The organism is Bisbaumannia salifodinae (assembly GCF_055388505.1).
In genome coordinates, this window is sequence record NZ_AP043781.1 from 2,966,427 (window position 1) to 2,982,097 (window position 15,671).

Genomic DNA, 15,671 nt, shown 5'->3' on the forward strand with positions numbered 1-15,671 from the left:
GATTCCCCACCGGACTCTCCCTGAAAACTTGGCAAACCACAGGTCAATCACCCCAGAACTTACTTCGGCAAACACCATGCGAAATGCCTTTCCAGGGCGGCCATGAGGTCGTGCTCAGTCAAGGAAGCGTGCCGGCGATACTGACCAGATAATATTGCCTTCCTGAAGGCTTGCGCTAGGGTACGATAGGACAGGCTGGAAGCTAACGCCGAGGCCCGACCAAGCTTGGGTAACCGAAGATCTAGGTCTTCGGCATATAGCTCGACGCGACTCCAGTCGCCGAGAATTATCGCGGGCGGAAAGCCATTACTGGTACAGGGCGCACCAATCGCCAAGTACCCGGCACAGAAAGCCGTTTCGTGCACCACTCCATCGATGCTCAGCGACAGCTCCAGATATCTGACGAAACCATCTCGCCGCTGATTTAATCCGAAAAAATATTCAGGCGCGCCTAGGTCGATTAGCGTGGTAGCAAGCAAATTCCCCTCGGGAACCGAGGCTTTCAGCTCCCCCAGGGTCTTCGGGGCATACTCTCCCAAGATTTTCTCGGACAGCGAGGTGGGAACACAGGCATCATCACTCATAGCATTAGCCTTGTCCGAATCATAGCTGCCATCCACTCCAAGACTCATACTCCATGGTTTCCCCATCCTCTGACGCCATCACTATTAGTTGCACTGGTACAACACCCTCAACGTCACGCAGCTTCACCAACTGCCTCCATCAGGCCGAGTGAGCAGGCCTCTTATTGCAGTCAAACCGGCATCATGGCATCATCAGAAAAGCCTAGGCCTCTACGCTCGGCAGCGGTAGCAGAGAAGCACCCCGCCCCACGGCGAAGTACAGGAGCCCGGCCTCTCTTACGAGAGCCGGATCGTAGAGATTGCGGCCATCGACTACCACCGGGCTGCGCAGGATCTGGCGTAGCCAGTGAAAATCCACGGCACGGAACTCCTTCCATTCGGTGCAGATTACCAGGGCATCGGCCCCTTCGACCGCCGCCTCTCGGTCCCGAGTCAGCCGCAGATCCACTCGCTCCCCATACAGGCGACGGCATTCTTCCATGGCCTTGGGATCGAAGGCCTGCACCCTGGCCCCGGCCTGCCACAAGGACTCCATCAGATCGCGACTGGGCGCCTCACGCATATCGTCGGTGTTGGGCTTGAAGGCCAGCCCCCAGACAGCGATAGTCTTGTCGGCCAGTTCACCATCGAAGGCCTGAGAGAGCTTGTCGAACAGTGTACGTTTCTGGCGCCGGTTGACCGCCGCCACGGCATCCAGCAATTCGGCCTGGCACCCCACTTCCGAGGCGGTATGTGCCAGGGCACTCACGTCCTTGGGAAAGCAGGAGCCGCCATAGCCACAGCCGGGATAGATAAAGTGATAGCCGATACGCGGATCGGAGCCGATGCCTCGACGCACTTCCTCCACGTCGGCACCCAAGTGTTCGGCCAGATTGGCAATCTCGTTGATAAAGCTGATCTTGGTGGCCAACATGGCATTGGCGGCATACTTGGTCAGCTCCGCCGAACGCACGCCCATAAAGACCAGCTTCTCTTGCAAGCGGATATAGGGGGCATAGCACTCGCGCATCAGCGACCGGACGCGCTCGCTCTCGGTACCCACGATAATCCGCGCCGCATGATTGAAGTCCTCGATGGCCGAGCCTTCCTTGAGGAACTCCGGGTTGGAGCACACCTCAAAGGGAATCTCCACACCGCGCTCGGCCAGCGCCTCGGCCACCCGAGCTCGCACCTTTTCGGCGGTGCCCACCGGCACGGTGGACTTGTCGACGATAACCTTGAAGTCATCCATATTCCGGCCGATGCTCTCGGCCACCGCCAGCACATACCGCAGATCCGCGCTGCCATCCTCATCCGGCGGCGTGCCCACGGCGATAAACTGTAGGGTACCGAAGGCCACCGCCTCGGCGGCCTCGGTGGTGAAGTGCAGCCGCCCTGCCGCCAGGTTGCGACGCACCAGCTCGGCCAGCCCCGGCTCGTAGATGGGCACCTCGCCCTGGTGCAGCCGGGCGATCTTGTCGGCATCCACATCCATGCACATTACATGGTGACCCACATCGGCCAGGCAACAGGCGGTGACCAGCCCCACGTAGCCGCTGCCGAAGATAGTGGCCTTCATACACCGCCTCCAGTCAACATCTTGATGTGTTTTCTTCATTAATTATTGGTATGCATATCAACACATGCCAAAACTTATCCAAAAAAACCGAAACAGCACTTAAAAGTGAACACCACCTCTCAAGAACAAATATGTAGCAGTGGCATTAAACTTAGCAACGGATTCGTAGCCATAGCCTTCAAGAAGAAAATTAACTTTTTCAAAAGCAGTAGAGTCGCCAGCCTCAACATAGAGAATAGGGGAAAATCTATCAATCACCCTCGAAGCCCCTTTAATGACATCAGGCTCCATCCCTTCAACATCAATCTTTATTAAATCAACACCGACACCTAGCTCTTCACAAAAACCATCTAGACTAACCACCTTGATATCCCCTCCCCCAGAGATCTCAAGCCTTGACATCCCGACATTATTTTCATCATAGAAAGAAACAGTTGCCTTTCCATCTTTCTCACCAACTCCAAAATTACAGCAAACAACCTTGTCAGAAAGGCCGTTCTCAGAAACATTCCTCTCAAGAACTTTATAAATAGAGGGGTGAGGCTCAAAAGAAAAAACCTTGGAAGTTTCGCAAAACATACCAAAATAAACAGAATGATTCCCAATATTAGCGCCAACATCAAGAATCACACCGCCCCCTGAAACTCTTGAGCGAATATCTTCAAGCATTTTTAACTCATAAAAAGAGCTTGATCTTTTTATTATTTTCTGAATATGATCCCGTTCATTAGGAAGAACAAACTTCACCTTCTCCCCGGCATAGAAAAAAGAAACGCCCTTTGAAGCCTCAACTCCTCTTGATACAAAAAAAGGATTATCATAGAAGCTCATAAGTTTTTCAATCTGTCTATCATTCCCGCCTCCTATAACATTCTCCTTCCAAAGAGGTGAGACGCCATTGCTCGGCCACTCAGCAAAACGAAACTCATAAGTTGAACATTTGACTTTTGCTCCATTCAATGATGCCATCCAATACAACCAGATATCGTCTGCGCTGGGACATAGTTCCATAAAGCGACGAACATAAGTAACGTCACTATGAAAAACATGGGGAGGCCACAACACACCTGCTCCACTTGTTGGAAAGATAAGCCCATCGACAGGCTCTTTTTGCCCCACTTCCCATTTCCATTTTCTGTAAGGAAGCGGCCTCCCCTTATCATTTAGCACAATCTTATGCGCCCGATGTGCGATAACTGTCCTTTCATCACCATCCCAGCTATCGACAAGACCTTTTAGCCACTTCGAATCATAATACAAATCATCATCTGCGGTTACAATGAAGCTATCAGGATACTCGCGCAGTGACGGAACAATCTTTTTGTACGAGCGCATATTTTCGCAGAACCTAATATTCAAACCATACTGCTCTAACTCCCACACATTCTTGGGAAGCTCACTCTTTTCCTCTTCAGCAATCCAAAGGATCAGGTGGTCTGGGAAAACCTCCTGTAACATCAAGCTACGCAAGGTGAGATAAAGATTATCAAACCGTGAACTATAAGATGTCAATGAGACAACTAGACTCCCTGGTAGCGAGTGATTTGGGTGAAAGCTAGAAATAGAAGCTTCACGAAGGTAGTTGGCAACTTCTTGGATATTATCAATCGCCCGCCCACCCTTCCGCATATTATTATTTACAGGCCTTGCCAGCCAGTTTTCTTTCAGATAGTGACCTGCTTTATCACCAGATACGTCTTTTAATAAATAATAAGCCATGTCCTTGGCACCGAACACCGTATGCAGCAGAAACGCGAGCTTGGTTCGCTGTGCATCGCTGAGCAGGGCCGTTCGCTTATTGCTAGGCAGGAAGACCGCGTCGGTGCTTACCAACTCCGTCGCCTGGCGTTGCTCTGCGGGCACGCTCTCGGGTAGATGACTGCGGTGCTGTCCGTCATTGAAGCGGTAAAAGCGGAAGCCGTGGCGGGCCATCCAGTGCTGCAGCTCGGCGAGGTTCGGCTGACGTCGATGGGTGGGCTGGAAGGCGACGCGAACCTGGATCAGCAGGGCCTCCTTCAAGGCCTTTTCGCCATGCTCCAGGATGGTCATGGCATCGCTCAGATCGTCCAGGATCAGCCAGTCGAGGCTGTCCAGGCCCTCGATATTGTCCAGGGCGATGGTATTGATGGGTAGCTCGGTCAATACCCGAGCGCCTTGCTGATTCGCGCCGTGCTGTTGCTCCAGCGGCAACGGCTCCAGGGTGCCGCTAAGGGCCGGATCGAGACAGGCATGGAGGGTCGCAGGCTGGCCATTTCCCAACACGGCGTGGGGGAATACCTGGACATCCTTGCCACCTTGGAACCGGCCGGGGTTCTCCACGCGACTGGCCGGGTCGAAGGCGACGACGCCGAAGGCATTAAGACGACGCAGGGCATCGAATCCGGGCTCTCGAATCAGCTTGGCGCTATTGTCGATGGCGATAATCTTGCCGGGCAACTGCCAGTTGAAGCCCTCGTTCGCTTGTTCGACCCGCCTGGCATAGGCCACCTGGACCGGCTCGCTCTGGTCCGCGAAGCGGGCCTGCCCTTCCTTGTCGACACTCAGTGCCGCCGGGAGCTTGTCCTCACAGTAGCGCTGCCAGATGGCACGCAGGGCCGTCGTCAGATGGCGAGCGAAGCGCGGGCCGTCACAGACCGGGGAGTCCAGCAGCACTCGACGCAGGTGGCGGCGAATCGTGGCCAGGCTCTCCAGGTCGGCGGCCAGCCCGAGCACCCGCTCCCGGTACTCCTCCCAACTGCCGACCACCAGCTCCGGCATGCCGGCATTGACCAGGTGAGTGGCGCTATGACGGCCGGCGAAGCTGGGGCCCGGCAGGGTCACCACGGGCACGCCCATATAGAGCGCCTCGCAGGTGGTCAGGCCGCCGGAGTAGGGCCAGGGATCGAGGGCGATATCCACTCGGCGGTAGGTCGCCACCAGCTCCTTATGGGGAGCCGGCCCCTCCAGCAACACACGCTCGCGGTCGATGCCCTGGCCCTCCATAAAGGCATGCAGCCGTTCGCAATAATTGGCATCGGAATACTGGCCGCCCTTGAGCAGCAGCCGCGAACCGGGCAGCGCCTGCATCAGGCTCGCCCATTGCTCCAGCAGCACCTCGTTGATCTTCGCCGGATTGTTGAAACAGCCCAGGGTGAGATGGCCGTTGCTTAGGGCCGGCAGCGGGCCGGGCTCATCGTCCAGATGGCGAGGCGGCGTATAGCAGATATAGTCATCCGGCAGGCGGATCAGCTTCTCGAGGTAGCCATCATCCACCCCATCGGGGGTCTCTACGGCATCGGAGATCAGGTAGTCAACGGCCTCGACCCCGGTGGTATTGAAGAGCCCGCCGACCCACTTGACGATCAGCGGCGCCGGTTCCTCGGCGATCACCGGCAAACGGCTCCCCGAGGTATGCCCGGTCATATCGATCAGGATATCGATGGCATCGTCGCGGACCAGCCGCGCCAGATCCCCATGGGAGGTATGCGGCACCTCGTGCCAGCGATGCATCAGGGGCTTGAGACGACGCGCCGTGGCGTCATCCACCAGGCTGTCGGAGTAGGCATACAACTGAAACTGCCCCGGTGGTAGCTGCTCCAGGGCGCCGAGGATCATCTGGCCGACCGGATGGGTCTTGAGGCCCGCCGAGATCAGGCCGATACGCAGGGGGCGTGCCGGTGCCTTTTCGGTGGTCGGGCGAGACGGCGGCTCCACCGGCGCATAGCGCCGCTGCCACTGTTCGCCGATGGCGAAAAGATCTTCCGCGGTATGCCGCGGATTATAGTGGGCGGTGAAGTAATAGTTGGAGAAGGCGATCCAGGCATCGGGCCGCAGGTCGATCGCGCGCCGATAGAGGGCCTCGGCCTCATCGAAGCGGCCCATGGTGCCGTAGAGGTTGGCCAGGTTGGTGAGCACGCCCACCGCCTTGGGGCTCTGCTCGGCGAGGGGTTCGAGGATAGCCAGCGCCTGATCGTAGTCGCGCCGCTCGACCAGCACGGTGGCCTTGCGCATCTGCGCGAGGAGGGCATCCGGCAGGCTCTCCAGGGAACGCTCGTAGTAGCCCAGGGCCTGGTCGTGGCGGCCGCGTTGCTGATGGATCCCCGCCAGGTGCATATTGGCCTGGTAATTTTCGGGGGCATCCGCCAGGGCGCGGTTCAGGCAGGCCTCGGCTTCCTCGTAACGGCCCAACTGCTGTAACGCCTTGCCCAGATTGGTCAGGGCTTCGTTATTGTCCGGCTGAAGCTCGAGGGCCCGCTCCAGGGGTGCCACGGCGGCCTGGGAGTCGCCGGCCTCCATCAGGGCCGTGCCCAGGGCCTTCCAGCCGAAGGAGGCCTTGGGGTAGCGCTCGGTGATCTCCCGGGCCAGGGGCACGGCGGTCTCCAGCCGCTTGGCCCGGTAATGTTCGAGGAAGGTGTTCGCCAAGCGCTCGAGTTGGGCTTCACGACTTTGCCGGTTCGATTTCGCTGTGGTTCGACGCTTGGGCTTGGCCATATCGCTTTTCTCTCTCGATGGTGGATATCTGATGGTCATCTTACCCGGCCCGAGGAGCCGCAAAACCATGAAAAACGGGATAGCCGATGGCTATCCCGTTCCATGACCCCGCGTTGATGCGGAGACTTAGCCCAGCAGAGACAACACGTTCTGCGGGGTCTGGTTGGCCTGGGCCAGGACGGAGGTACCGGCCTGCTGCAGGATCTGCGCCCGGGTCATATTGCCCACTTCCTTGGCATAGTCGGCATCCTCGATACGCGAGCGGGCCGCCGAGAGGTTGGTCTCGTTGGTGTTCAGGTTGGTGATGGCCGACTCGAAGCGGTTCTGGATGGCACCCAGATCGGAGCGCAGGTTATCCACCTGGTTCAGCGACTGGTCGAGGGCCGCCAGCGGATCGGCACTACGCTCGAAGGTCAGATTGGCCAGGTTCTCGTCGCCGGTATTGCCGGTGGCATCGAAGCTCAGAACGCCGGTCGAGTTCACTGTCGCATCATCGGCGTCCAGCGACATATAGACTGCATTCGCACTTGTGCTGGTATCGACGCGAATCCCCTGCTCGGCCAGGCTCTCGGCCTCGCTCTCGGTCAGCTCGGTGCCATCGATATTCAGCTTGGAATAGAGGTTGCCGTTATCATCGACATAGATAGTGCCCTCCCCGGCAGCAGCAGAGGCCGAGTTGAAACCAAAGTCAGTACCGTCCATTACGGCCACGCCAGTACCGGCGTATGCAGTAACACTGGTGCCAACGGCACTGCCCAGGTACTCGTTAGCATCCGCCAGATCGGCAGCACTGGTGGTGGCCGCCTCGGCATTCTCGGGGCCGGAGATATTGAACTTGTTAAGGCTCAGGGTATCGGCGTTGATCTCCTCCAGGGAGACCTCGATGGTCTCGCCATCGTTGGCGCCGACCTGAATGGAGAGGCTCTGATCGCTGGCCAGCACCTTGGTGCCGTTGAAGTCGGTCTCGGCGGAGATGCGGTCGATCTCGTTGAGGCGCTGGTTGATCTCGCCCTGGATGGACTTGAGGTCGTCCTGGCTGTTGGTGTCGTTCTGGGCCTGAACGGACAGCTCGCGGATACGCTGCAGGTTGTCGTTGACCTGGTTCAGGGCGCCCTCGGCGGTCTGGGCCACGGAGATACCGTCGTTGGCGTTACGCTGGGACTGGGCCAGGCCGGTGATCTGGCTGCTCATGCGGTTGGCGATGGCCTGACCGGCGGCATCGTCCTTGGCACTGTTGATGCGCAGGCCGGAAGAGAGGCGCTCCATGGAGGTGGAGAGCGCATTCTGAGACTTGATCAGGTTACCCTGACCGATCATCGCGGTGATGTTGGTATTGATCACTGACATGAGATCTTCCTTCTTGCGTTGAGGGCTCCATTGGCCGCCCCGAGCCATGCATCGGTGGGGCCTGCCGCAACGGCGCCGTTGGCCGTTACCCTGTTTAACGGCCAGCCGGCAGGGGACTTTAGGGTTGGGTGGAAAAATTTTCTGCCCGAGGGCAAGGGGCAAGGGGCAAGGGGCAAGGGGCAAGCCAGCATAGCTTGGGCGCCTATCGTGCACCGAAGTGCGCACCCGCGGGGCAATGCCCCTCCGACATGATGATAGCGGGTCCGAAAGAAGAAAAAGTTCGCCGCCTAGCTAAAGATGCCTTAGCCACTGCCGATAGACCATGCCAACAGGGTAGATGTACAGACGACTGCAGGGACGCTGATGGCTTCCATACATACCAATCTGACGGCACTGACCACCCAGCGGCAGTTGGGCAACAACCAGTCATCGTTGCGCAGCGCCATGGAACGGCTTTCCTCCGGGCTGCGTATCAATGGCGCCAAGGACGATGCTGCCGGCCAGGCCATCGCCAATCGCATGGAAACCAACCTGCGCGCTAATGATGCGGTCAGCCAGGGGCTCAACGACGGCATCGGCCTGATGCAAACCGCCGAAGGCGGCCTCGAGGGCATCAATGCACTACTGCAGCGTGGGCGGCAGCTGGCCGTTCAGGCGGCTAGCGACACCCTGTCTTCCGGTGACCGCAGTGCCATCCATAATGAGTTTCTGGAGATCGCCGAGGAAGTGGATCGCCTGGCCATGGACACCCAGACCTTCGAAAAACACCCGCTGGCTCCCGAGGCACAGCGCCAGGAGGTGACCGAGCTGGGCAATACCCAGACCATCAAGAATGCCTTGCAAGTCCCCAAGGGCGACTGGGATAACGGGCGCACCTCGGGCACCGACCCCATCGGCTTTATTCCTACCGGAACCACGGGGCTGGTAATCGAGATCGACTCCCTGGGCGCCGACGATGATATCCAGCTGTTCACCCGCGATGGCACCCACCTCGTCGGCACCCCGCTGGTCGAGGGCGACCCCGCGGGCACCGATTCTACCTGGACGGCGCGTGGCATCACTACAGAGCAAGACGCCGAGAACCAACTGATCAACGAGACCAATGGTTTCAGCGATGACGCCGCCTACGATGGCTCTGTATTGTTTCATAACACCAGTGACTATGACTCCAGCGGCGGCACAACCCGGACGGTCGCCGGCATGCAGGTCACCTATAGCGGGGACGGTGACTGGCACGATACGAGTATCAACGATGGTAGTAATGACCTTGATTCCGATGGCAACCCCACGCGTATCGAGCGCGTCGTTATCGAGGAAGTCAAGGAGCCTCTGTTCCTCGCCATAATGGGGAGCGGGAGCTATAACATGCGGGTGGACTGGGACAGCATGCCCGACGGCCCTCCCAAGCATCCGACCAGCACACCCACCGATATCGTCATGAGCGCCGGCCATGGCGACAAGGCCGATATGCTGACCATCGAGCCGACTCCGGCGGACAGCCAGACACTCGGCATAGACCAGATCAGCCTATCAACCAGCGAAGGAGCCAGTGCCGCCCTAAGCACCTTCGATAATGCCCTGGGCATGGTGGACGAATATCGCAGCTACTACGGCAGCCTTAATAATCGCTTCGATGGGGCCATCGAGAACCTGGAACAGCAGTCAACCAATACCGCCGCCGCACAATCCCGCATCATGGATGCCGACTATGGCCGGGAGACCTCGCAGATGGTGCGCAGCCAGATCCTGCAGCAGGCAGGCACTGCGGCGCTGGCTCAGGCCAATCAGGCGCCTCAGACGGTACTCTCCCTGCTCAACGACTAATCCCCGCCACACCGCCATCAACAATAAGCCCCGGCCACTGGCCGGGGCTTATTGCTTGCCCTCAAACTGATTCGACGACTTACTTCTTGCGGCCTAGCTGTGCGCTAAGGGCGTCGAACTGCTGGGTCAGGTAGTTGGTGGTCTGGTTCATCTGGGCGATCATGCCGTCGAGCGCCGCAAACTGCTTGCGATAGCGCTCGATGGTCCGCTCGATACTGGTCTCCATGCGTGTGAAGCGTTCTTTGAGACTATCGACGCGACTCTCGGCCCCCTCGATGGCATTACCGATCATGCCCTTGTCATCCAGGGCCTGCTCGAGAGTGGCATTGAAGACGCCCGCCATACCGGCCTCTTCGCTATCGCCGGCGAAGAAATCCGCCACGCCCTGGGGCGAGTCGGCGATGGCCGCATCCAGGGTCTCATCGTCGATCTCCAAGCGCCCCTTTTCATTAAGGGAAATCCCCAGCTCCGAAAGCAGGGAGAAGTCGCCGCCCGGCACGCTGCTGGTCAAGTCGCGCACCATGCGGGATTCCAGGGTACGCACGGTACTGTCACCGATCAGCTCACCGGCCGAGGTATCATCGGTACCCGGTTTGATCATGCGACCGATGGTGGATTGCAGTTGGTTATAGGCGGAGACCCACTTGGTGACGGCCTCCTTGGCCGCCTCCTTGTCCTGGGATACGGTCAGGCTCAGGGTATTGCCCTCGGCTTCGGGAGAGAGGGTCAGGGTCACCCCCTGGATGGCCTCTTCCACAGTATTGGTGGCGCTGGTGATGGTGATGCCGTTGATATCCAGTTCGGCATCCTTGCCCAGACGCGCCGTGGCCGCATCCTCCCCCAGGGTCACGCCGGCCGACAGCCCATTGAAGGTCATACCGGTGATCCCGGCATCGGCCCCGGTGTCCCGGGACGAGAGCACCAGGCGATGGCCGCTGCCGTCATTGATGATGGAGGCATCGACGCCGGCATCCGCATCGGCATTGATGGTGTCGCGAATTCCCTCCAGGGTGCTGTCGGCCTCCAGGCTCACCGAGTAGGTGCTGCCGTCACCGAAGTCGAGATCCAGGGTGGCCCCGGCATCGGTGAGGCTATCCTCCAGGCTGTCCACCCGAGTCGTGGCCAGGCTCCCCGCGGTGGCGATACTGGTGACCGCGATATCATAGCTCCCCGGGCTCGCCGACTCGCTGACCGAGGCCGACAGGCCATCGCCCTGCACACTGGCGGAGAGCTTCTGATAAAGCGCCGAATCATTGAGCGCCGCCGCCGCATTCTGCAGCTTGTCGACACCGGACTTCAGCCGGCCGTAGGCGGAGATCTTGGCCTCCTGCTGGGCGACCTGCCGAGTCAGTGGCTCGAGCTGCTTTCTTTCGGCGCTACGCAGCTGGTCCAGGAGACCGTTCAGGTCCAGGCCGGAGCCGATGCCGAGTGATGAGATGCCTGCCATGGAGTTCAGCCCCCTTGAATACCGAAAATAGGTTTCTGCTTGAGGTATCGGCCGGCGGCGGGAGAACTTTAGGGAAAATTTTCAGCAAGGGGCAAGGGGCAAGGGGCAAGGGGCAAGGGGCAAGGGGCAAGGGGCAAGGGGCAAGGGGCAAGGGGCAAGGGGCAAGGGGCAAGGGGCAAGGGGCAAGGGGCAAGGGGCAAGGGGCAAGCCAGCATAGCTTGGGCGCCTGGCGGCGCCATATCGCGCCGAATCGCGCCGAATCGGCGCTCCCACAAAACCTGTGGCTCGGCGGTGGCCTGTGGGAACTCGGCCGTGCCGAGTGATGGGCCGGGAAAACCGAGGCGCCCCCTTCTCTTCCTGCGCTCGACTAGCTTGGGGTGTCCCTCGAATCACCGAGGCGTCAAGCGTGCTCCCATAGGAAGCTGGGTGGTTCAACAAAGGCAGAGCGAGAGTACGGTGATTACCGGGTGGTGAGCGATCCGCTTGCGACCTCACAAATAGACGCCTAGACTATCCATACATAGTCTTTGTGTATACTTATGGATTACCAGACGGCTCGACACCGCTTCGATGCATGGGATCGCCACGAAGGGCGCAGCCTGTTTACCCGGCGCGACCTGGCGAAGCTCTTCCCCGAAGATAGCCCCAAGACACTGCAGGAAGGCATCAACCGGCTGCGCCGACAGGGGCTGCTGGAGGGTGTTTCCCGGGGCATTTACCACTACGCCCTGGCCAGAACCGACGCCCCCTATCTCCTCGAGCGCATCGCTTGTGTCATGCGCCGAGGGGAATACAGCTACGTCAGCCTGGAGTCGGCCCTGTCGGAGTATGGCGTTATCTCGCAGATTCCCGTCGACCGCCTCACCATCATGACCACCGGGCGCAAAGGCACCTACCGCACCCCCTACGGCACCATCGAGTTCACCCACACCAGCCGCCCTGTTTCCAACGTGCTGCTGGAGCGGGCACGCGATGTAGGGCGCCCCCTGCGCCTGGCGACTCCCGCAGCGGCCTGGGCCGACCTGAAACGCGTGGGACGCAATACCCATCTCGTCGATAGCGAGGAACTCGCCAATGATTGATCCCGCCGACTTCGAAAAACTGGTGGCCCGCGCCATAGCCGAGCCGGGCAGGCAAGCCATGCGCCCGGTGATCGAGAAGGAGCTGCTCCACTTCGATATCCTCTTCGCCCTCGACCGCGAGGGCTTGCTCGACGACCTGACCTTCCAGGGCGGCACGTCGCTCCGGCTATGCTACGGGGCATCACGTTTCAGTGAGGACCTGGACTTCGCCGGGGGTCGGGACTTCCAGAACGATAGGGTAGCCGCCATCAAGGCGTGCATCGAAACCTATGTCAGCCGACGTTACCGCCTCGAGGTGACCGTCAAGCCCCCCAGGACACTGCGCCATGAGCCCGCCTATGCGGAGGTCAAGGTCGATAAGTGGCAGGTGGCCGTGGTGACCTCGCCCAGCCGTCCCGATCTTCCCAAGCAACGCATCAAGCTGGAAATCGCCAATATTCCCGCCTATACCCGCCAAGCCAGAAGCCTGCAGGTGCATTACCCTTTCCTGCCGGATGGCTACAGTGATCTGCTGGTCCTTTGCGAAGGCCTCGACGAGATAATGGCCGACAAGCTGGCCTCCCTGGTCAATACGCAAAAGTATGTGCGACACCGCGACATCTGGGACCTGCAATGGCTCAAGCAGCAGGGAGCTACCCCGAACATCGGTTTGGTAACGCAGAAACTGCGGGACTATCGTGTCGAGGACTATATCGGCAAGGCAAAGGCCCTGATCGACAGGTTGCCCGATATCATCGGCGGCGATGCCTTCAGGCTCGAAATGACACGTTTTCTACCTGCCGATACGCTCGAACGCACCCTGTTCAGGGCCAAGTTTACCGATTTCCTCTGCCGAGAGCTGAGCGAGACGCTAGGTGGCGTGGTGTCCGAGCTGGAAGGGGCCTCTCCCCCTCCCCAGGAGTTCAGACTTTAGGCCATCATTCGATACCCGGGGCGCCTGGCGGCGCCATATCGCGCCGAATCGGCGCTCCCACAAAACCCGTGGCTCGGCGGTGGCCTTGTGGGAACTCGGCTGTGCCGAGTGATGGGCCGGGAACCCCGGGGCGCCTGGCGGCGCCATATCGCGCCGAATCGGCGCTCCCACAAAACCCGTGGCTCGGCGGTGGCCTTGTGGGAACTCGGCTGTGCCGAGTGATTGGGCCGGGAACCCCAGGGCGCCTGGCGGCGCCATATCGCGCCGAATCGGCGCTCCCACAAAACCCGTGGCTCGGCGGTGGCCTTGTGGGAACTCGGCTGTGCCGAGTGATGGGCCGGGAGCCACGGGGCGCCTGGCGGCGCCAATCGCTCGGAAGAATCCGAGCTCCCACAAAACCTGTGGCTCGGCGGTGGCCTTGTGGGAACTCGGCTGTGCCGAGTGATGGGCCGGGAACCCCAGGGCGCCTGGCGGCGCCAATCGCTCGGAAGAATCCGAGCTCCCACAAAACCCGTGGCTCGGCGGTGGCCTTGTGGGAACTCGGCTGTGCCGAGTGATGGGCCGGGAACCCCAGGGCGCCTAACGGCGCCATATCGCGCCGAATCGGCGCTCTCACAGAAAGTTGGGCGGCCCGGTCGGGTCAGCCCAGCCACTGCCACTCCTCACGCTCCGGCCAGGTAGCCAGCCAGGTGGGTAACTGCTCCGGAGGCATGGGGCGGGCGATGCCGTAGCCCTGGGCCTGGTGGCAGCCCAGCGCCACCAGGGCGCGGGCGTGGGCCAGGGTCTCCACCCCTTCGGCCAGCATGGGCCGTCCGAAACGCTTGGCCATATAGATGACGCTCTCGACGATGGCCATGTCGTTGCCGTCCACCAGCATATCGCGCACGAAGCTCTGATCGATCTTGATCAGGTCCACCGGCAGCTGGCGCAGGTAGGTCAGCGACGAAAAACCGGTGCCGAAGTCGTCGATCGCGATGGCGATGCCCAGCGCCTTGCAGCGGTGGATCGCCTCCAGGGCCGCCTGGATATCGTGCATGGCGGCACTCTCCAGCACCTCCAGCTTGAGCTGGCGGGCTGGCACCTCGGGGTGCTGCTCGAGCAGCTTCTCCAGGCGCGTCACGAAATCCGCCTGCAACAGATGCACCGGGCTGATATTGACGCTGACCGGCAGGGTGATGCCCTGCGCCTGCCAGGTACTCAGTTGCGTCAGGGCCCGCCGGATCACCCACTCCCCCAGGGCCGCCGCCAGGGGCGTGCCCTCCACCACCGGCAGAAATTCCCCCGGGGCCATCAGGCCCCGCTCGGGATGCTGCCAACGCACCAGGGCCTCCAGGCCCACCACTTGGCCGCTGAGCATGTCCACCTGGGGCTGGTAGTAGAGGCGCAGCTCGTCGTTGTCGATGGCCCGGGCGAAGCGGTCGCGCTGGGCCTGGCGCGCCTGCAGCTGGCGGTCGTGGCCGGGGTCGAAGCGATGGTAGGTGTTGCGTCCACGCTGCTTGGCCCGGTACATGGCCTGGGTGGCGTGGCGCAGCAGGACGTCGCCCTCCTGCTCGTCGTCGGGGTAGAGGGTCACGCCGATGCTGGCGGAGAGCCGCAGTGTCTGGCCGTCGAGGCGAATCGGCTGGCGAATCGCCGTCAGCAGCCGTCCCAGGAAGGCCTCGTCCGGCTCCCGGTGCAGCAGCAGCACGAACTCGTCGCCACCGACCCGGGCCAGTACCTCGTCGCCGGCCAGCAGGTGGCTGACCCGGCGGGCGAAGCTGGCCAGCAGCCGGTCGCCGGCCAGCTCGCCCAACTGGTCGTTGATGCGCTTGAAGTGATCGATATCCAGGCAGCAGACCGCCAGGGTCTCGCCGGCCCCCTGGGCGTGGACGATGGCGTCCTGCAACAGCTGGGTCAGCAGCTTGAGGTTGGGCAGGCCGGTCAGGGCATCGAAATAGGCCTCGCGACTGGCCCGCCGGGCGCCACCTTCCAGGGAGCGGTCGAGGGCGGTCAGGGTCACCACATGATGGGAGGTCATACCGGCGGCGTCGCGTACCCGACGGAAGGAGAAGAGCGTGGGGCGGTCGCGCCCCTGGGCGTCGTGGAGCAGCATCTCCAGGCGCCCCTGTTCCTGCTGCAGCAGTAGCTGCCAGTCCGCCAGGCACTGGGAGGCCCCCTGCCGAGGGGCGACGAAGCCGTCCGGCGAGCGTCCGCGCAGGGCCGCCTCGTCGAGGCCGACCAGGGCCTCCAGCGCCGGATTCACCATCAGGATGCGCTGCTCGGCATCGGTGATCAGCATCGCCTCGCTGGCATCGAAGAAGGCCCGGTCGGCATGGGAAAGCGTATCGAGACGCCCGGCGCCCCGAGACCCACCCGGCGACATTCCCCGGTACACTTCCGGTTCCGGCACCAGCCCTTGAGAAGAACACATACTCGGGCTCCTTAGCCGGTCATCTTGTGCTTGTTA

9 protein-coding genes are annotated in these 15,671 nt (G+C 60.8%); 3 read left to right on the forward strand and 6 right to left on the reverse strand.

Translation table 11 applies throughout. The annotated features are described in order from the left end of the window. Positions 1–59 precede the first annotated feature (59 nt). The 4 genes from ACZ5EF_RS13940 to ACZ5EF_RS13955 all read right to left on the reverse strand — a co-directional run bounded on the left by ACZ5EF_RS13940 (position 60) and on the right by ACZ5EF_RS13955 (position 7,959). On the reverse strand, positions 60–584 hold the full coding sequence (locus ACZ5EF_RS13940; RefSeq protein ID WP_464122177.1) for a hypothetical protein: 525 nt from the start codon (positions 582–584) through the stop codon (positions 60–62). A 202-nt stretch (positions 585–786) separates the two neighbouring features. Then, positions 787–2,142 carry a UDP-glucose dehydrogenase family protein gene (locus ACZ5EF_RS13945; protein ID WP_346063309.1) on the reverse strand — a complete coding sequence of 452 codons (1,356 nt, stop codon included), beginning with the start codon at positions 2,140–2,142 and terminating at the stop codon, positions 787–789. Positions 2,143–2,241: 99 nt separating this feature from the next. Then, positions 2,242–6,612, reverse strand: a complete 4,371-nt coding sequence (locus ACZ5EF_RS13950; protein ID WP_346063308.1) for an FkbM family methyltransferase — start codon at positions 6,610–6,612, stop codon at positions 2,242–2,244. Between the two features lie 126 nt (positions 6,613–6,738). Next, positions 6,739–7,959 carry a FliC/FljB family flagellin gene (locus ACZ5EF_RS13955; RefSeq protein ID WP_346063307.1) on the reverse strand — a complete coding sequence of 407 codons (1,221 nt, stop codon included), beginning with the start codon at positions 7,957–7,959 and terminating at the stop codon, positions 6,739–6,741. A gap of 363 nt (positions 7,960–8,322) precedes the next feature. On the opposite strand from ACZ5EF_RS13955, the gene ACZ5EF_RS13960 reads away from it, so the two are divergent. Further along, positions 8,323–9,783 carry a flagellin N-terminal helical domain-containing protein gene (locus ACZ5EF_RS13960; protein WP_346063306.1) on the forward strand — a complete coding sequence of 487 codons (1,461 nt, stop codon included), beginning with the start codon at positions 8,323–8,325 and terminating at the stop codon, positions 9,781–9,783. 79 nt (positions 9,784–9,862) lie between these two features. Here ACZ5EF_RS13960 and fliD read toward each other — a convergent pair whose 3' ends face one another. Next, a complete protein-coding gene (gene fliD / locus ACZ5EF_RS13965; RefSeq protein WP_346063305.1) occupies positions 9,863–11,230 on the reverse strand; it encodes a flagellar filament capping protein FliD in 1,368 nt (455 codons plus the stop codon). Positions 11,231–11,769: 539 nt separating this feature from the next. On the opposite strand from fliD, the gene abiEi reads away from it, so the two are divergent. Further along, positions 11,770–12,312 (forward strand): type IV toxin-antitoxin system AbiEi family antitoxin, encoded by a 543-nt coding sequence (abiEi, locus tag ACZ5EF_RS13970; RefSeq protein ID WP_346063304.1) that lies wholly within the window; start codon positions 11,770–11,772, stop codon positions 12,310–12,312. Then, complete coding sequence (locus ACZ5EF_RS13975; RefSeq protein ID WP_346063303.1) at positions 12,305–13,225, forward strand: nucleotidyl transferase AbiEii/AbiGii toxin family protein; 921 nt, start codon at positions 12,305–12,307, stop codon at positions 13,223–13,225. The genes abiEi and ACZ5EF_RS13975 overlap by 8 nt, the downstream gene beginning before the upstream one ends. A gap of 640 nt (positions 13,226–13,865) precedes the next feature. On the opposite strand, the gene ACZ5EF_RS13980 is transcribed toward ACZ5EF_RS13975, so the two are convergent. Further along, positions 13,866–15,635: a putative bifunctional diguanylate cyclase/phosphodiesterase gene (locus ACZ5EF_RS13980; RefSeq protein WP_346063302.1), complete on the reverse strand. Its 1,770-nt coding sequence runs from the start codon at positions 15,633–15,635 to the stop codon at positions 13,866–13,868. Positions 15,636–15,671: the final 36 nt, after the last annotated feature.